Genomic DNA, 16,761 nt, shown 5'->3' on the forward strand with positions numbered 1-16,761 from the left:
TGGCGAATCTCCGATCTTATTATCCGCGCTACTAAGGCGGGACTACCGCCACTGGATACACATGAATAAAACGCTGATTATTGCCGAGAAGCCCTCGGTGGCCCTTGATATATCACGCGCCTTGGGAGGCTTTGCGCGCGAGGGCGACTATTTTGAAAGCGAACGTTACGTACTCGCGTCCAGCATCGGCCACCTGCTGAGCTTGGTCGCGCCCAATGATCCGGTCAAGGGAAAGTGGAGCTTCACGCACCTGCCCGTGATTCCGCCGGAATTCGAACTGGGCCCCACCGACAAGAAGTCGGCAGAACGCCTGAAGCTGCTGGTCCGCCTGGCCAAGCGCAAGGACGTGGATTCGATCATCAACGCCTGTGACGCGGGTCGCGAAGGCGAACTGATCTTCCGCTACATCATTCAGTATGCGGGCGTGAAAAAGCCGATTCAGCGCCTGTGGCTGCAATCGATGACGCAGGCCGCCATCCGCGAAGCCTTCGCCAACCTGCGCGACGACTCCCAGTTGAAGCCGCTGGAAGCGGCCGCCCGCTCGCGCGCCGAAGCCGACTGGCTGGTCGGCATCAACGGCACGCGCGCCATGACCGCCTTCAACAGCAAGGACGGCGGCTTCTTCAAGACGCCGGTCGGCCGCGTGCAGACGCCCACGCTGGCCATCGTGGCCGAGCGTGAAGAGCGCATCCGCCGCTTCGTGCCCCGCGACTACTGGGAAGTGCGCGCCACCTTCATCGCCGCCGCCGGCCTGTACGAAGGCCGCTGGATCGACCCGCAATTCAAGAAAGACGACCGTGACCCGGAAAAGCGCGAATCGCGCCTGTGGTCGGCCGCCGCCGCGCAAAGCGTGGTGGCCGCCTGCCGCGACCAGCCGGGCAACGTCACCGAGGAATCCAAGCCGTCGACCCAGATGTCGCCGGCCCTGTACGACCTGACGTCGTTGCAGCGTGAGGCCAACGGCCGGTTCGGCTTTTCGGCCAAGACCACGCTGTCGCTAGCCCAGACCTTGTACGAACGCCACAAAGCGCTGACCTACCCGCGTACCGATTCGCGCTACCTGCCCGAGGACTACATCACCACGGTGCAGGAAACGATGCGCGCGCTGGCCGCGGGCGGCTCGAACGCCGTGGGCGGCCTGTCGCGCCACGCGGGCACCGTCGTCAGCCAGCAGTGGGTGAAGCCCAACCGCCGCATCTTCGACAACAAGAAGGTGTCGGATCACTTTGCCATCATCCCCACGCTGCAAATCCCGCATGACCTGAGCGAAGCCGAGGCCAAGCTGTACGACCTGGTGCTCAAGCGCTTCCTGGCCGTGTTCTTCCCGGCCGCCGAATACCGCGTCACCACCCGCCTGACCGAAGTGCAGGGGCACCGCTTCCGCACCGACGGCAAGGTGCTGGTCACCCCGGGCTGGCTGGCCGTGTACGGCAAGGAAGCCCAGGGCGAAGACGCCAACCTGGTGCCGGTTGCCGACGGCGAAACCGTGCGCACGGAAGACGTCGAAGCCGTCGGCCTGTCGACCAAGCCGCCCGCCCGCTTCAACGAAGGCACCTTGCTGTCCGCCATGGAAGGCGCAGGCAAGCTGGTGGACGACGAAGAACTGCGCGAAGCCATGTCCGAGCGCGGCCTGGGCACGCCGGCCACGCGCGCCGCCATCATCGAAGGCCTGCTCAACGAGGTCTACCTGCGCCGCGAAGGCCGCGACCTGGTGCCCACCGCCAAGGCGCGCCAGTTGATGACGCTGCTGTCGGGCCTGGACGTAACCGAACTGACCTCGCCCGAATTGACGGGCGAGTGGGAACACAAGCTCAAGCAGATCGAGCAGGGCGGCCTGGGCCGCGAGGCCTTCATGCGCGAAATCGCGCAGATGACGCAAGTGATCGTCAAACGCGCCAAGGAATACGAGCGCGACACGGTGCCGGGCGACTACGCCACGCTGCAAACGCCGTGCCCCAAGTGCGGCGCCGTGGTGAAGGAAAACTACCGCCGCTTCGCCTGCACCGCCTGCGATTTCTCGATCGGCAAGCACCCGGGCGGCCGCACCTTCGAACTGCCGGAAGTCGAAGAGCTGCTGGCCAAGCGCGAGATCGGTCCGCTGCAAGGCTTCATCAGCAAGATGGGCCGTCCGTTTGCGGCCATCCTGCGCATCAGCGATGAATACAAGCTGGAATTCGACTTCGGCCAGAACGACGAAGACGATGCCGAAGCGGTGGACTTCTCCGGCCACACGCCGGTGGGCGCCTGCCCCAAGTGCCAGTCGCGCGTGTTCGAGCACGGCATGAGCTACGTGTGCGAGAAGTCCGTCGGCCCCGAAAAGACCTGCGACTTCCGCTCGGGCAAGGTCATCCTGCAGCAAGAGATCTCGGCCGAACAGATGGGCAAGCTGCTGGGTAACGGCCGCACCGACCTGCTTGAAGGCTTCGTGTCCAGCCGCACCAACCGCAAGTTCAAGGCCTTCCTGGTGCGTCAGCCCGACGGCAAGATCGGCTTCGAATTCGAACCGCGTCCTGAAAAGCCCGGCCGCGCCCCGTCCAAGACCGCGACCAAAACGGCGGCAAAAACGGCAACGAAAACGGCCGCGAAAAAGGCCCCGGCCAAGAAAGCCGCGGTAAAGAAAACGGCAGTCAAAAAAGCCGCCGTAAAGAAAACCGCCGCCAAAAAAGCCGCCCCCAAAAAAGCCACGTAGGATGGGCGAAAGACCCCGTAGGATGGGTGAAGCGCGATAAACCGGGCAGAAGAACCCAACCGCAGAACGCGCGTAACCCATCACTCCCCCCCAAAACGCCCGGCCCCCCCGGGCGTTTTCCATTGTTGCCCCCACACCCCTGCGTTATCGTCTACCCCAAAACAGCAACACCCAAACTCAATCCGAGGACGACATGACCCACAGCCCCCGCTTCACCACCCGCCGCCGCATGCTGACCGCCGCCGGGGCCTTGGCCGGCGTCAGCCTGCTTGATGGGCGCATCGCCTTCGCCCAGCCCAAGCTGGGCCGCGTGGCCTATGGGCAAGGCAGCATCGACCCCTTCTTCGCGGCGGGCTACGTGGCCTTGAAAAAGGGCTACTTTGGCGAAGGCGGCCTGGACGTCGAATACCTGAATTCGCAAAGCGGCCCGCGCACCAACCAGTTGCTGGCGGCGGGCCAGATCGTGTTCGGCGCCACGGCAGCCACCGCCGCCCCCGCGCTGACCATCGCCGGCAAGGCCGCCACGCTGGTGTTCGGCTTTGACCGCAAGCTGACCTATGCCAACATCATCGTGCGCCGCGAAGACTTCGACAGCGGCAAGATCAAGTCGCTGAAGGACCTGGCCGGCAAGCGCGTGGGCGCCACGCAACCGCAGTCCAGCACCTGGTTGATGGCGCTGTACCTGATGCAGAAGGCCGGCGTGGCAGACAAGGTCGATATCCGTCCGCTGGGCGATCTGGCCACGATGCTGGGCGCGCTGAAGACCGGTTCGGTGTCCGCCAGCATGGCCACCATGTCCATGATGGAACAGGCTCGCCAGGAAGGCTGGGGCGTGCCGATATTCGACGCCACCACCGAAAGTTCATGGAACGAATTCATGGGCGGCGACGTACCGGGTATTGCCGCTCTGACCTTGGAAGACACCATCCAGAAGCGGCCGGAAGTGGTGCAGGCTTTCGTCACCGCCATGGTCAAGGCGCAAGACTTCATCACCGCCAACAGCGCCGCGGGCGTCACCGACGCGATCTACGACGACTATCTCAGCGCCTTTCCGCGCGCCGCCATCGAGAAGACGCTGGGCGTCTACAAAGACACGGTGTTTTTGAAAGACAACCTCATCACCGAAGACGCCTACAACCGCATGACGGCCATCATGGGCGACGGCCGCCAGTTCTCGAACGACGAGATCAAGACCGTGCCTTACGCCAAGTGCGTGAACATGAGCTTCGTGCGCAAAGCGCGGGGCCTTTGATGATTACGCTGGACAAGGTCGGCAAGGCGTACCAATCCCGCCAGGGCACGACGCATGCGGTGGGCGAGGTCAGCCTGACGATCGAGGCAGGCGAATTCGTGTCCATCGTGGGCCCCTCGGGCTGCGGCAAGAGCACGCTCTTGAACATGATCGCGGGCTTCCTGCGCCCCACCACGGGCACCATCCACGTGGACGGCCGGGTGGTCGACGGGCAGGTGCCCCCGGCGTTGGGCTACATCTTTCAGAAAGACACGCTGCTGCCGTGGTTCAGCGTCAAGAAGAACGTGGCGCTGGGGCTGAAGTTCCAGGGCGTGGCCGCCGACAAGATCGAACGCCGCGTGGCCGAACTGCTGGAGCTTGGTCATCTCAGCGCCTTTGCCGACGCCTTTCCGCATCAGCTCTCGGGCGGCATGCGGCGGCGCGTGGCGCTCTTGATGAGCCTGGCCGTCGAACCGCGCATCCTGCTGCTGGACGAGCCCTTCGGCGCGCTGGACACGCACACCAAGACGCACCTGCATCGCGAACTGATGGAGATCTGGCGCAAGCTGGGCCAGACCATCGTGATGGTCACACACGACCTGGACGAAGCCATCCTCCTGTCGGATCGCGTGGTGGTGTTGTCCGGCCCGCCCAGCCGCGTGCTGCTGGACGAGCGCATCCGCATCCCGCATCCGCGCGACGTCTTCACGCTGCGCGAAACACCGCAGTTCGTCTCTCACGTGCAAAGCCTCTGGAGCGTGCTGGGCCAGCAGTTCCGTGCCGCCGCCTGACCCGATTCGCACCATGATTTCGACTGACACTTCCGATTCCCTGCAAGACCAGCTACGGCTGGACCGCCGCGCCGCCGTCAAGCGCCGCGTCCGCATCACCTTGTGGCAAGTGCTGATTCTTGCCGTCATCCTGGGTTCGTGGGAAACGCTGACGCGCATTCCCTGGTTCACGCAGAACACGCTATTCGACCCCTTCTTCATCAGCCAGCCGTCACGCGTGGCGGTGCGGCTTTGGGAATGGCTGCAACCCGGCCCGCGCTCGGTCTGGCCGCATCTGTGGCTGACCTTGCAAGCCACGATGGTGGGGCTGGTGGTGGGCGTGGGCAGCGGCTTCATCGTCGGCATGACGCTTAGCCGCAGCCGCTTTCTGGCCGACGTGTTCAACCCCTTCATCGTCGCGTTCAATTCCATGCCGCGCATCGCCTTCGTGCCACTCATCACCATGTTCTTCGGCCTGGGGCTGGCGTCCAAAGTGGTGACCTCGTGGTTCGTGGTGTTCTTCCTGGTGTTCTTCAACACCTACAAGGGCGGGCGCAGCGTAGAACGCGAACTGGTCGACTTCTGCCGCACGCTGGGCGGCTCGCCGCGGCAGATCCTCTGGCGCGTGCGCATTCCGACCGCGGCGGCGTGGACGTTCGCCGCCTTGCCCAACGCCATCAGCTTCGCGCTGATCGGGGTGGTGCTGGCCGAATTCGTCGGGTCCACCACGGGCATGGGGTATTTGATGATCACCGCGCTGGCCACGCTGAACGCCACCGACATGTTCGCGGCCGTGACGCTGCTGTCCATCGTGGGCATTGTGTTGGTTTATTGTGTGACCTGGCTGGAACGGCGGCTCTTGCATTGGGCGCCGGAGTTCAGGGAATGACTATGGAACAAGGCGGGGCATCATCGATGAGCACACTTCCGTATCTGCGTAACTTCGACTTGACCGGGCAGGTCGCGCTGGTGACCGGGTCCGCGCGCGGGCTGGGATTTTGCATTGCGCGGGCCTTGGCCGGTTGCGGCGCGCGTGTCTTGATCAACGGCCGCAATGCCGGGTCCGTGGACGCGGCCGTGGCCGAGCTGGCCGACGCGGGGTTGGACGCGCACGCCTTGCCGTTCGATGTCAGCGACGATGCCGACATGGAACGCGCGTTCCAGCGCATTGACGACGAGCATGGCCGGCTGGACGTGTTGGTGAACAACGTGGGCGCCCGCAACCGCAAGACGCTGCGCGACACCAGCCCCGCCGAAATTCGCGAATTGATCGATACGGATCTGGTGGCCGGCATGCTGCTGGCGAAGTTCGCCGCCGAGCGCATGATGCGCCAGGGCGGCGGCCGCCTGATCGCCATCACGTCGGTGGTGGGCGAGCTGGCACGCGCGGGTGACGCCGTCTATCCCGCCGCCAAACAGGGCCTGACGGGCATGGTGCGGGCATTGGCGGCAGAGTTCGGCGGCCACCACATCACCAGCAACGCGATCGCGCCGGGCACTTTCGCAACGGAGACGAATGCGGCCATGGTGGCGGACCCGAATTTCGGTCCTCGTATTGCGGCGCGCAATCCGACGGGGCGTTGGGGAGAGCCCGAGGAGATCGCCGGAGCGGCGGTGTTTCTGGCGTCACCGGCGGCGTCGTATGTGAACGGGCACGTGTTGGTGGTGGACGGAGGGTTGTCGATTCAGTTTTGAGGTGAATCGACGTTTGAGGTGATGGGCGTTTTTGTGGCGATGATGGGTTGCGCGCGAACGCCGGTGATGGGTTGCGCGCGAACGCGGGCATCTTGGAACAGTTAGACCGGTGCGCGCTTCACCCATCCTACGAAGTAGCGGGGGTCATTCATCACGCACGGCGAATGCCGTGCGCCACCACTGTAGGATGGGTGAAGCGCGGAAATATCGCCCCGCGCACGGTCACGCCCATCGCGCGCAACCCATCACCCCGCAAAACAATCAGGTCGTCTCGTCCTGATACCAAACCCCTTCCGCCAACATCATCTTCTGATGCCCGTGCCCGGCGGGCATCATCGGAAAGCAGTTTTCCTGCGCCGTCACGGCCACGTCCAAAAAGTAAGGCCCATCGTGCGCCAGGCATTCCGCCAGCGCCGCATCCAGCTTTGCCGGATCATCCACCCGCGCCGCGCCCCAGCCGAACGCACGCGCCAAGGCCACGAAATCCGGCAATGACGCGTTATAGCTGTGGCTATACCGCCCGCCATGGATCAGCTCTTGCCATTGCCGCACCATGCCCATGTAGCCGTTGTTGCACAACACGACCTTCACGGGCGTCTCGTGCTGCATGGCGGTGGACAGTTCCTGGATGTTCATCAACACCGACGCATCGCCGCTGACGCAAACCACCGTCTTGTCCGGATGCGCCACCTGCGCGCCAATCGCGGCTGGCACGCCGTAGCCCATCGTGCCCGCGCCGCCGGACGTCAGCCAACGGTTCGGCTTGTCGAAACGCAGGTATTGCGCGGCCCACATCTGATGCTGGCCCACGTCGGTGGAGACGATCGCATCGCGGTCGGCCAGCGCGGCGTTCAGGCTCGCCATCAGGTGCTGCGGCAGGATCGCGTCGGCGGCGGGCGTGAAGCCCAGACAGTCCTGCGCGCGCCACGCCTCGATGCGCTTGAACCAGGGCGCCAGCCGCGCGGCGTCCAAGGGCGCATCGCCCATTTCGGCGCGCAGCGCGCGCACCAGCGGCAGGCAGTCGCCCACCAGCGCCACGTCCACGCGCACCACCTTGTTGATGGAAGCGGGGTCGATGTCGATATGGATCTTGCGCGCATGCGGGCAGAACTCGGACAGCTTGCCGGTGATGCGGTCATCGAAACGGGCGCCGATGCACACCACCAAATCTGAGTTGTGCATGGCCAGGTTGGCCTCGACCGTGCCGTGCATGCCCAACATGCCGACAAACTGCGGGTCGGACGCGGGGAAGGCGCCCAGCCCCATCAGCGTCAAGGTGCAGGGCGCGCCGGTGTGGCGGACCAGGTCGGTGAAGGCCTCGCAGGCTTCCGGGCCGGCATTGATCAAGCCGCCCCCGCCGTAGAAGATGGGCCGCTTGGCCTGGGCGATCAGCGCGGCGGCGCGGCGCACGGCCGACTGCGGCAGCTTGGCCGCCAGCTTGCCGGACTGCCGGCGCGCGCGCAGCGCGGCCAGCTTTTGCTGCGACGGCAAACCCGGCACATCATCGTCCGCGTCGCGCGGCACGGCCAGTTGCACGTCCTTCGGAAAATCCACCAGCACCGGGCCAGGGCGGCCCTGGCGGGTCAATTCAAACGCACGCGCCACCACATTGGCCACGTCGTCCACGGCACGGATCTGGGTATTCCACTTGGTAACGGAACGCGAAATGCCGATGGCGTCGCACTCCTGGAACGCATCGGTGCCGATGGCGGCCGTGGCCACCTGGCCGCTGATGCACAGCACCGGAATCGAATCGCACATGGCGTCCAGCAGGCCCGATGTGGTGTTGGCCATGCCGGGGCCCGAGGTCACGAACACCACGCCCGTGCGGCCCGTGGTGCGGGCATAGCCTTCGGCGGCATGCACGGCGGCCTGTTCGTGGCGCACCAGCACGTGGCGCAAGCGCGGCTCGGCATACAGGGCGTCGTACAGCGGCAGGACCGCGCCGCCGGGGTAGCCAAAGACCGTGTCGACCCCGTTCGCAATCAAGGTGTCCAGCAGAATCTTGGCCCCGTTTGCAGGGGGGGGTTCAGTGGCGGCAAGCGCGGCGGCGGCGGTGGGGTGCAGGCGATCGTTCATGCTATCTATCTTATTCGGAGCGACGAAGAATTTTTATCTTCTTTTCTACGAATCGGGGCCATCCAGAGTAAATTCATCTTTGATTTGGAGGAATCAAAGAAAATGAACCTGGACAAGTTTGATCTGGCCATTTTGAAGGTCCTGCAGGACAACGCGCGCGCCAGCCTGAACGAGATCGGCGCGGCGGTGGGGCTGTCGTCCACCCCGTGTTGGAACCGCATCAAGCGCATGGAGGGCGCCGGGGTCATCCGCGGCTACACCGTGGACATCGATCCCGCCAGCCTGGGCTTCATGGATACGGTCATCGTCCACGTCACGCTGGAAAGCCACAGCGAAGAAACACTCTACGAGTTCGGCCGCGCCCTGGCGGCCATACCCGAGGTGCTGGAAGCGTTCCTGGTGTCGGGCGACTACGACTATTACATCCGCATCGCCGTGCGTGACACCCGCGACTACGAACGCCTGCTGCGCGAACAGCTCTACCGCATCCCCGGCATCCGCCACAGCAAATCGTGCTTTGTGCTGCGCCGCCTGAAAGAAACCATGCTGCCGTTGACCGGGCCGGTGGGCTAAGACGGCATCAGCGCAGGACGAAGTCTTCAGGCACCGCGGCGTCCGGCAACGGGCGTACGCCCAGGCCTTCCAGCAGGTCGATCTCGATCACGCGCGCCAGGGCCGACAGCGGCAGGTCGTTCTCTTCCAGGCCGAACGGGTCTTCGAGCTCGTCGCCCAAGGCATCCAGCCCGAAGAAGGTGTAGGCGATGATGGTGACCGCCACGGGCGTCAGATATTCCAGCGTGCCCACCAGGCCGAAGGGCAGCAGCAAGCAGAACAGCCAGGCCGTGCGATGCAGCAGCAGCGAATAGGCAAACGGACAGGGCGTGAACTTGATGCGTTCACAGGCGGCCTGGATGGCGGCGCACTGCGCCACGCGCTGGGTCAGCGCCTGGTAAAGAATGTCGCTGAGTTCGCCGCGCCGCAGGCAGCCCGCCAGGTCGCGGTTGATGGCCATGAGCAGCGCGTCCGGCACATTGCGGCAACCGGCAAGCGTGTCCAGCTCGTCCTGCTGCACCCAGGGGCGCACGGCCTGCACCATGTCCTGACCGCGCAGCCGCGCCGCCAGGCCGTAGCCGAAGCCGATGCAGCGCCGCACCAGCCGTTCCTGAATCGGGTTGGCCGTGCTGGCGGCCAGCAGCACCGCGCTTTCGCGGGCCAGGCTGCGCGCCTGCACGATCAGGTCGCCCCATTGCTTGCGGGCTTCCCACCAGCGGTCATAGCAGACGTTGTTGCGAAAGCCCATGAAGACCGACAGGGCCAGGCCGAACAGCGAGAAGGGCACCGCCGTCAGGTGCGCGGGCGAGAACCATAGTCGGTGGTACATCCACACCACCACGCACGACAGCAGCGTGATGACAAGGATCTTGCCAAGAATGCGCGGGATGATGGAACCGCGCATCACAAAGAACAAAGCCAGCGCGGAAGGACGCGGACGGACGATCATGATGAAATCAACCAAGGACAAGGCGGCGCCAACTATACGCCTGTGATCCTGTCACAGGCGCGTCGATATAATTCTGTTTCGTCTCGCGCGCCCCAACGCCTTCTTCAACGCCTTCCCCAACGCCTACATGACCACCGAAGCCACCCCGATCAAGCCCTGGCATGTTGTTCGCCGCTCGAAGCTGCATGGCACCGGCGTCTTCGCCGCCCGCAAGATCCCCGCCGGCACGCGCATCATTGAATACGGTGGCGCGCGCATCAGCGCCAAGGAAGCCGACCGGCGCCACCCGACCAACCCCGACGATCCCTTCCACACCTTCTTCTTCGCGCTCAGCTCCGGCCGCGTGATCGACGGCGGCGACGAAGGCAATGACGCCCGCTGGATCAACCACTCCTGTGAGCCCAACTGCGAGGCCCAGGAAGGCAAGCACGGCAAGCGCGTGTACATCGTCGCCTTGCAGGACATCGCGCGCGGCACCGAACTGTCATACGACTACGGCCTGGTCCTGGACGGCCGCATCACCAAGGCGCTGAAGGAAGGCTACCGCTGCCTGTGCGGCACGCCGCCGTGCCGGGGCACGATGCTGGCGCTGCCGAAAAAGAAGACGGCGACCAAATCCGCCCAAGCCGACAAATCCGTCCCCTGAAAATCCGCGTTCACGTCCCGCCCGACCAGTTCCGCCATCCGCGCAGACAGGCGTACAATCGCCGATGTCGTTAACACGACATGCAGTACGTCTTCAGGGCGGGGTGTAATTCCCCACCGGCGGTATGCCATGCAATGTGGCGAGCCCGCGAGCGCCCGGCGTCCTTCACGGACATCGGGGTCAGCAGATCTGGTGAGATGCCAGAGCCGACGGTCATAGTCCGGATGAGAGAAGATGTGCCGGCACAATACCCCGTCATCCAGGCGCCCATGCGCCTGGAAAGTCGTATTGCGTTCGGCTGTCGATTAGCCCTGAAACGTTTTTCGCCCACTTTATTTTGCGAGAGCGTTTCAATGTCCACCCTCAATACCCCGCAGTCCCTTCCCAGCCTGGCTTCGCAACCCTTCGCCGCCCGTTTGCAGCGCGCGCTGCATCATCTGCGCCTGGGCCGTCCGGTCATCCTCATGGACGACTTCGACCGCGAGAACGAAGCCGACCTGATCGTCGCGGCCGACAAGCTCACCGTGCCCGTCATGGCCCAGTTGATCCGCGACGGCAGTGGCATCGTCTGCCTGTGCCTGCCCGGCGAAACGCTGGACCGGCTGGAACTGCCGCCCATGGTCACGCGCAACCAAAGCCGCTTCGCCACCGCCTTCACCGTGTCCATCGAAGCGCGCGAAGGCGTCAGCACCGGCGTGTCGGCGGTTGACCGCGTCACCACTATCCGCGCCGCCATCTCGCCGTCGGCCCAAAGCGACGACATCGTCAGCCCCGGCCACGTGTTCCCGCTGCGTGCGCAACCCGGCGGCGTGCTGACGCGGCGTGGTCATACCGAAGGCTCGGTGGACCTGGCCGTGCTGGCCGGCCTGCGCCCCGCCGGCGTGCTGTGCGAACTGATGAACGCCGACGGCACCATGATGCGCGGCGCCTCGCTGGAACGTTACGCGGCCCAGCACGGCCTGGTTGCGCTGACCATTGCGGAACTGGCCGACCACCTGCAGAGGCTGAAAGACGGCAACGCCGAAACCGTGGACGACGAAGTCCTGGAAATGGCCGCCACCGTCTAAGGCAAGCGGCATTCCGGCGGGCCGCAGCCACGCGCGGCCCCGCGCCGGGCTAGCGAACCACCGGGCTGGTGCCAGCGGGTCGCCGGGCTACAGCCACACAGGACGTCGCAGCGCCAGGGCCACGAACACCGCGGCCAGCGCGCATGCGCCGCCCATCGCATACACGGCGCCAACGCCTTGCGCGCCGGCCAGCCCGCCCGCCACCGGGCCGCTGATACCCAGCGCCACATCCAGAAACGCCACATACGCCCCCATGGCCGCGCCACGGCTTGCCGCCGGCACGCGCCGCACGGCTTCGACACCGAACGCCGGGAACGCCAGCGAATAGCCCGCACCGGTCAGGCATGCGCCGGCATACGCCCACATCGGCGTTGCGCTTTGCCAGATCAGCCACTGGCCCGCCGCCTCGATCAGCACGCACACCAGCGCCACGCGCGCGCCACCCAACTTGTCAGGCAGACCCGCGAAGAAAACGCGGGCAAGAATGAAGCCCACGCCGAACGCGCTGAACATCCATCCCGCGCCGTCCCAGCCGCGTTGCACAAACAGCAGGCTGACAAACGCGGTGATCACGCCGAATCCCACGCTGGTCAGGGCCAGCCCCAGACCGGGTAGCAGCACCATGCCCAGCACCCGGTAGAAGGGCGTGCGCACTCCACCCAGCGGCGCGCTGCGGCAGCACCAGCGCCAGCGCCGCCAACGGAATCACGACCGTTGCCCACGCCAGGCCCGCGAAGCCTGCATAGGCATACAGCCGCATGCCGGCGGGTGCGCCCAAGGCATAGGCGGCGTAGATGGCGACGCCCACCCAGGCCATGACGCGGCCCGCGTTCTGCGGCCCCACGCGGCCCACGCCCCAGCTCAGCGCACCGGTGACGATCAGGCTTTCGGCGCATCCCATCAGCGCACGGCCCGCCAACAGCGCCGTCAGCGCCCCTTGCGGCCGCGCCGACAACATGTCGGCCAACACATACAGCACACCCGCCGCCGTCCCCAGCAGGCATCCGATCACCACCGCCCGCTTGGCGCCGTGGCGATCAGCCAGCGCACCGGCATAGGCGCGCGACAGCAGGGCGGCGGCAAACTGCAGGCCGGCCACCACGCCCACCACCAGCGCGCTCATCATCAGCGTGCCGGTCACGTAGAGCGGCAAGACCGGCATCGGCAGGCCGACCATGAAAAATGCAATGAACACCACCACAACCAACGGCGACAACTGCACAAAAACAGAGCGCACGGGTTCGCGGGCCGTGGGCGCAGCCCCAGCCGTCGATACATTCGACATGAGAAATCCTTGATAGGGTTGTGGCAATCTGAAACCATCATGGAGAATTCGTCGATGGCATAATCCGCGCTTGCGGGTAAACAATCAGATTGCCTGCCATGAATTTTATGAGCCATTGCTCAGGTTTGATACTCGCCTTTCCACGCATCCATGACTGCTATCCCTCAGCCCCGAAAATCGCCGCGCCAGCTCAGGTCCCAGCACACCGTCGACACGATCCTGCAAGCCACGGCTCGCATTCTGGCCACGCACGGCTATGCCGGCACCAACACCAATCTGATCGCCGAAACAGCTGGGGTCAGCGTCGGGTCGCTGTACCAGTATTTTCCGAACAAGAACGCGCTGATCGCCGCGCTGCATCAGCGCCACGACAACGACATGCTGGATGTCATCGACGAGGTGCTGAACAGCAACCCCGCCGCGACGCTGAAGCAGCGCGTGGCGGCCATCGTGCAGGCCATGCTGCACGCGCACCTGCTGGAACCGGCCTTGCACCGGGTGCTTGAACGCGAGTTTCCGCTGTTCGATACGCCGCGCGACCACAGCCTGGCCGACCAGGATATCCACCGCCGCATGCGGCACTTGCTGGAACTGCATCGGGCCGAGATCGCGCAACAGGACCGCGACCTGGCCACCTATGTGGTGCTGCGCATCATGGAATCGTTGGTGCATGCGGCGGCGTTGGAGCCGCCCGTGGGCTTTTCCACCGAACAGCTTGAGCAAGCCGTGGTAGACGCGGTGATGGGGTATCTGGGCACGCCTGCGGCCACTACGGCCAAGAAGCCGGCGCGCAAAAAGGCGGCGAAATAGCGGCTAGGGATTACCGCTTGGCGATCACCGGCTGGCCTCTGCCGCCATCAGGGCCAGGCAGTCCGAGGCCTTGCCCACCACGATGCGCGCGCTGCACGCCAGCATCAGGTTCAGGTTCAGGCCGAAGTCTTCCACCGTAAGGCCCTCGGCATCCACCATGCGCGATGCGCCGTCGTCCGCCGCCGCCCCCACCGCCACCTGATCGATCAAGGACCCGGCCTGGCTGGTGTAGCCCCAGACCGGCTTGCCGCAGGCGATGGCATAGCCCACTTCAAAGGCCGTGCCCGAATCCGGTTCGGCGCCGCGAAAGGTATTCAGGTTGGCCATCACCATGTCGGCGCGGCGGATCAACGCGACGTTTTCGCGATAGATCCATTGCGCCAGCGCGGGCCCCGACAAGTCCGGGGGCGCCGCATTGTCCAAGGGAAACAGGCCGTCGAACCCGTAGGTGGCGCATAGCGCCTTCAGGCGCTGGCCATGCGCCACGGCATCGGGCAGGAATACGTCGAACCCCGCGAGATACACACTGCGCATCAGGGCTGCTCCGGTTCTGAAACGGGTTCTGAAACGTTAAACGGCTGGCCGGTGGTAAAGAAGGAACCGCCCGCCAGGTAATGGATGGAACGCCGCTCGTCCGCCGGAAAGTGCCAGCGGTTTTGCGAGAACACGTCCGGCGCGGCCCAGGCGGCGACGACTTCGCCAATGAACAAATCATAAGCCTGTTGGTTGTGCGGCTCGGGCACCACCTTGCATTCCAGCCAACCCAGGCAGTCGCTGACGAGCGGCGCGCCGATCTTGCTGGCCGCAAACGTGTTCAAGCCGCAGGCCGCGAACTTGTCTTCGTCCCGGCCCGTTTCCGAACCCACTTTCAGCGTGGCGGCGGCCTGCGCGCGTGAAGGAATGCACAGCGCGAATTCGCCGGAGGCTTCGATCAGTTCGCGCGTGTAGGTGTTCTTGTCCACCACCACCAGCATCTTGGGCGGATTGAAATCCAGGGGCATCGCCCAGGCAGCGGCCATGACGTTGCGGGCCGCGCCGTGGGCGCTGGTGACGAGCACCGTCGGGCCATGGTTCAAAAGCAGGTAGGAGCGAGGCAGATCGACGGGTTCGATGTTGGACATGGACGTTGCAGGGTGGGGTTGCCGGCTTCAGATTGCCGGCTTCAATACCCGACCGTGAAGCGGCGGCGGGAATGTTTGGGGGATTCGATTTCGTCGGCCAACGCAATCGCGTAGTCTTCCATCGAGATCCAGCTTTTGCCTTCCTCGTCGGCCAGCAGGAAGTCATCGCCGACCCGGAATGCCCCGGTACGCTCGCCGGGTTCAAACATGGCCGATGGCGACAGGAAGGTCCAGTTCAGCACTTTTTCCTGACGCAGCGTGTCCAGGAAGACCACGCCCGCGCGGGCCTCGGGCTTGTAGGCGTCCGGAAATTCAGGGGTGTCGATCAGCAGCGTGCCGGGCGCCACTTGCAGGCTGCCCGCGCCGCCCACCACCAGCAGGCGCGGCACGCCCGCGTTCTTCACGGCGGCCAGCAAGGGCTTGGCGTCGGTGGACACAAAGCGCGTGGCGCTGACCACCGCGTCGTGGCCGGTCAGGAGTGGGGTCAGGGTTTCAGGGTCGGTGGCATCGCCCTGTTGCACGGTCAAGCCTGGCTGGGTGTTGACGTCGGCCGGGTTGCGGGCGATGCCCGTCACCTGGTGGCCGCGCTTGAGCAACTCGTCCGCCACGCGCGAACCCACTCGGCCCGAAATGCCGATCAATGCGATTTTCATGGTCTTGCTCCTTAAGCGGGAACCGGGGCGGCTGGCGGCGCACCACGCGCCTTTGCCCTGCGCCGCCCCGAATTCGGCAATCCATACTATTCGGTCAAATCCGAACAAAAAACCCAATAGAACCGACGAGTTTTTTGCAATCCATGCATCAATACATCAATGCAGCAGTGGCTCAAGACCGCAGCCCCGGGGCTGCAACTCAAGCCGCCGCGCGCTGCGCTTGATAGACCTGCAAGTGCGAATAGGCCACGCGCAGATACGTCGCATCCACGCCCAAGGTACGGGCACGGTTGACCATGTCGCCCACGATGTGATCGGCCTCGACCGGCAGGCCTTGGCGCAAATCGCGGAACATGGACGCCGTCATGGGCTGCGTGCGGTCGCTGATCAGGTTCTGCACGAACGCATCGGCTTCAGGGCGCACGGCATGACCGGACGCCGCCGCCACGGACTGCGATTCCTGCAACAGGCTTTTCAGGATATCGATGCCGTCATCGGTGGACGCGATCTGACCGATCGAGCCGCGCATCAGACACGTGGCGGCGGCCAGCGTGGTCAGCATGACGTACTTTTCCCACATGTCCTGATGGATGTCTTCGCTTAGGCGGCTGACGTATTCGCCCCCGGCCAGCGCCTGCTCCAACGCCACGCAACGCTCACTACGGGCAGGGCCGGCGCGTTCGCCAAAGACAATATTCGCGTGCTTGCCCAGGTGCACCACTTCACCTTCCGGGCCCAGCGTGGCGTTGATCTGGCACAGGCCGCCCAGCACGCGATGCGGCTCGAACTCGCGATCCAGCACGTCGTATTGCAGCACGCCGTTCATGATGGGCAACACCGCCGTGTCGGGGCCGACCGCGGGGCGGATGGCGTCGATGGCGCTGGCCAGGTCATACGCCTTGCAGCTCAGCACAATCACGTCATACGCGCCCTGCAAGGTCTGTTGCGTGACCAGCTTCGGGTGCAGCGTGACATCGCCAAGCGGGCTCTGGATGCGCAACCCTTGTTCACGCATCCGAGCCGCGCGCGGTTCGCGCACCAGAAAGGTCACATCCGCGCCAGCCTGCGCCGCGCGTCCGCCAAAATATCCACCGGTGCCGCCAGCACCCAAGAACAACAACCGCATTCGTCTCTCCTGTAGCCGCCCGCCTGTTTTGCGGGCTGATACGGAATTATGCGCTTGGCGCGGAACATCGCCCAGCCCAAGCCCGGCG

The 16,761-nt window shown here is 65.0% G+C and carries 15 protein-coding genes, 1 pseudogene and 1 riboswitch; of the genes and pseudogenes, 9 read left to right on the forward strand and 7 right to left on the reverse strand.

Features of this window, described 5'->3' with window-relative positions; all coding sequences use genetic code 11:
• Window positions 1–61 precede the first annotated feature (61 nt).
• The 5 genes from CVS48_RS05725 (at window position 62) to CVS48_RS05745 (ending at window position 6,385) form a co-directional block, all read left to right on the forward strand.
• Window positions 62–2,689, forward strand: coding sequence for a DNA topoisomerase III (locus CVS48_RS05725; RefSeq protein WP_100853634.1), 2,628 nt, complete (start codon window positions 62–64; stop codon window positions 2,687–2,689).
• A gap of 193 nt (window positions 2,690–2,882) precedes the next feature.
• Window positions 2,883–3,941: an ABC transporter substrate-binding protein gene (locus CVS48_RS05730; protein ID WP_100853635.1), complete on the forward strand. Its 1,059-nt coding sequence runs from the start codon at window positions 2,883–2,885 to the stop codon at window positions 3,939–3,941.
• Window positions 3,941–4,711 (forward strand): ABC transporter ATP-binding protein, encoded by a 771-nt coding sequence (locus CVS48_RS05735; RefSeq protein ID WP_167400948.1) that lies wholly within the window; start codon window positions 3,941–3,943, stop codon window positions 4,709–4,711. Before CVS48_RS05730 ends, CVS48_RS05735 begins: the two co-directional genes overlap by 1 nt.
• 13 nt (window positions 4,712–4,724) lie before the next feature.
• Window positions 4,725–5,579 carry an ABC transporter permease gene (locus CVS48_RS05740; protein WP_167400949.1) on the forward strand — a complete coding sequence of 285 codons (855 nt, stop codon included), beginning with the start codon at window positions 4,725–4,727 and terminating at the stop codon, window positions 5,577–5,579.
• 26 nt (window positions 5,580–5,605) lie between these two features.
• On the forward strand, window positions 5,606–6,385 hold the full coding sequence (locus CVS48_RS05745; protein WP_100853637.1) for an SDR family oxidoreductase: 780 nt from the start codon (window positions 5,606–5,608) through the stop codon (window positions 6,383–6,385).
• Window positions 6,386–6,646: 261 nt separating this feature from the next.
• Here CVS48_RS05745 and ilvB read toward each other — a convergent pair whose 3' ends face one another.
• Window positions 6,647–8,473: a biosynthetic-type acetolactate synthase large subunit gene (ilvB, locus tag CVS48_RS05750; protein WP_100853638.1), complete on the reverse strand. Its 1,827-nt coding sequence runs from the start codon at window positions 8,471–8,473 to the stop codon at window positions 6,647–6,649.
• 93 nt (window positions 8,474–8,566) lie between these two features.
• On the opposite strand from ilvB, the gene CVS48_RS05755 reads away from it, so the two are divergent.
• Window positions 8,567–9,037: an Lrp/AsnC family transcriptional regulator gene (locus CVS48_RS05755; protein ID WP_050447422.1), complete on the forward strand. Its 471-nt coding sequence runs from the start codon at window positions 8,567–8,569 to the stop codon at window positions 9,035–9,037.
• 7 nt (window positions 9,038–9,044) lie between these two features.
• Here the strand turns inward: CVS48_RS05755 and CVS48_RS05760 are convergent, their stop codons facing one another.
• A complete protein-coding gene (locus CVS48_RS05760; RefSeq protein WP_100857527.1) occupies window positions 9,045–9,965 on the reverse strand; it encodes a bestrophin family protein in 921 nt (306 codons plus the stop codon).
• 127 nt (window positions 9,966–10,092) lie between these two features.
• Between CVS48_RS05760 and CVS48_RS05765 the strand changes: the two genes are divergently transcribed.
• Both CVS48_RS05765 and ribB read left to right on the forward strand, forming a co-directional pair.
• Window positions 10,093–10,611, forward strand: a complete 519-nt coding sequence (locus CVS48_RS05765; protein WP_100853639.1) for an SET domain-containing protein — start codon at window positions 10,093–10,095, stop codon at window positions 10,609–10,611.
• Window positions 10,612–10,696: 85 nt separating this feature from the next.
• A riboswitch (FMN riboswitch) is annotated at window positions 10,697–10,851 on the forward strand.
• A 113-nt stretch (window positions 10,852–10,964) separates the two neighbouring features.
• Window positions 10,965–11,678 (forward strand): 3,4-dihydroxy-2-butanone-4-phosphate synthase, encoded by a 714-nt coding sequence (gene ribB, locus CVS48_RS05770; protein WP_100853640.1) that lies wholly within the window; start codon window positions 10,965–10,967, stop codon window positions 11,676–11,678.
• A gap of 87 nt (window positions 11,679–11,765) precedes the next feature.
• On the opposite strand, the pseudogene CVS48_RS05775 reads toward ribB, so the two are convergent.
• Window positions 11,766–12,963 (reverse strand): annotated as a pseudogene (locus tag CVS48_RS05775) (arabinose transporter).
• A gap of 150 nt (window positions 12,964–13,113) precedes the next feature.
• Between CVS48_RS05775 and CVS48_RS05780 the strand changes: the two are divergent.
• On the forward strand, window positions 13,114–13,773 hold the full coding sequence (locus CVS48_RS05780; RefSeq protein WP_100853641.1) for a TetR/AcrR family transcriptional regulator: 660 nt from the start codon (window positions 13,114–13,116) through the stop codon (window positions 13,771–13,773).
• 24 nt (window positions 13,774–13,797) lie between these two features.
• On the opposite strand, the gene CVS48_RS05785 is transcribed toward CVS48_RS05780, so the two are convergent.
• The 4 genes from CVS48_RS05785 to panE form a co-directional block, all read right to left on the reverse strand.
• On the reverse strand, window positions 13,798–14,307 hold the full coding sequence (locus tag CVS48_RS05785) for a nucleoside 2-deoxyribosyltransferase (protein ID WP_100853642.1): 510 nt from the start codon (window positions 14,305–14,307) through the stop codon (window positions 13,798–13,800).
• Complete coding sequence (locus CVS48_RS05790; protein WP_100853643.1) at window positions 14,307–14,894, reverse strand: flavin reductase family protein; 588 nt, start codon at window positions 14,892–14,894, stop codon at window positions 14,307–14,309. Before CVS48_RS05790 ends, CVS48_RS05785 begins: the two co-directional genes overlap by 1 nt.
• Before the next feature lie 41 nt (window positions 14,895–14,935).
• Entirely contained in the window at window positions 14,936–15,547 is a 612-nt protein-coding gene (locus CVS48_RS05795) for an NAD(P)-dependent oxidoreductase (RefSeq protein ID WP_100853644.1), read from the reverse strand.
• Window positions 15,548–15,746: 199 nt separating this feature from the next.
• Window positions 15,747–16,673: a 2-dehydropantoate 2-reductase gene (gene panE, locus CVS48_RS05800; RefSeq protein WP_100853645.1), complete on the reverse strand. Its 927-nt coding sequence runs from the start codon at window positions 16,671–16,673 to the stop codon at window positions 15,747–15,749.
• Window positions 16,674–16,761: the final 88 nt, after the last annotated feature.

The organism is Achromobacter spanius (genome assembly GCF_002812705.1).
GTDB lineage: Bacteria > Pseudomonadota > Gammaproteobacteria > Burkholderiales > Burkholderiaceae_B > Achromobacter > Achromobacter spanius.

Excerpts from the sequence above, each read along its gene's own strand:
- CVS48_RS05785 (WP_100853642.1), bottom strand. The coding sequence starts at position 14,307 with ATGCGCAGTGTGTATCTCGCGGGGTTCGACGTATTCCTGCCCGATGCC.
- CVS48_RS05730 (WP_100853635.1), top strand. The coding sequence starts at position 2,883 with ATGACCCACAGCCCCCGCTTCACCACCCGCCGCCGCATGCTGACCGCC.
- ribB (WP_100853640.1), top strand. The coding sequence starts at position 10,965 with ATGTCCACCCTCAATACCCCGCAGTCCCTTCCCAGCCTGGCTTCGCAA.
- CVS48_RS05745 (WP_100853637.1), top strand. The coding sequence starts at position 5,606 with ATGAGCACACTTCCGTATCTGCGTAACTTCGACTTGACCGGGCAGGTC.
- CVS48_RS05790 (WP_100853643.1), bottom strand. The coding sequence starts at position 14,894 with ATGTCCAACATCGAACCCGTCGATCTGCCTCGCTCCTACCTGCTTTTG.
- CVS48_RS05760 (WP_100857527.1), bottom strand. The coding sequence starts at position 9,965 with ATGATCGTCCGTCCGCGTCCTTCCGCGCTGGCTTTGTTCTTTGTGATG.
- CVS48_RS05740 (WP_167400949.1), top strand. The coding sequence starts at position 4,725 with ATGATTTCGACTGACACTTCCGATTCCCTGCAAGACCAGCTACGGCTG.
- CVS48_RS05795 (WP_100853644.1), bottom strand. The coding sequence starts at position 15,547 with ATGAAAATCGCATTGATCGGCATTTCGGGCCGAGTGGGTTCGCGCGTG.
- CVS48_RS05780 (WP_100853641.1), top strand. The coding sequence starts at position 13,114 with ATGACTGCTATCCCTCAGCCCCGAAAATCGCCGCGCCAGCTCAGGTCC.
- CVS48_RS05765 (WP_100853639.1), top strand. The coding sequence starts at position 10,093 with ATGACCACCGAAGCCACCCCGATCAAGCCCTGGCATGTTGTTCGCCGC.
- CVS48_RS05735 (WP_167400948.1), top strand. The coding sequence starts at position 3,941 with ATGATTACGCTGGACAAGGTCGGCAAGGCGTACCAATCCCGCCAGGGC.
- CVS48_RS05755 (WP_050447422.1), top strand. The coding sequence starts at position 8,567 with ATGAACCTGGACAAGTTTGATCTGGCCATTTTGAAGGTCCTGCAGGAC.
- panE (WP_100853645.1), bottom strand. The coding sequence starts at position 16,673 with ATGCGGTTGTTGTTCTTGGGTGCTGGCGGCACCGGTGGATATTTTGGC.
- CVS48_RS05725 (WP_100853634.1), top strand. The coding sequence starts at position 62 with ATGAATAAAACGCTGATTATTGCCGAGAAGCCCTCGGTGGCCCTTGAT.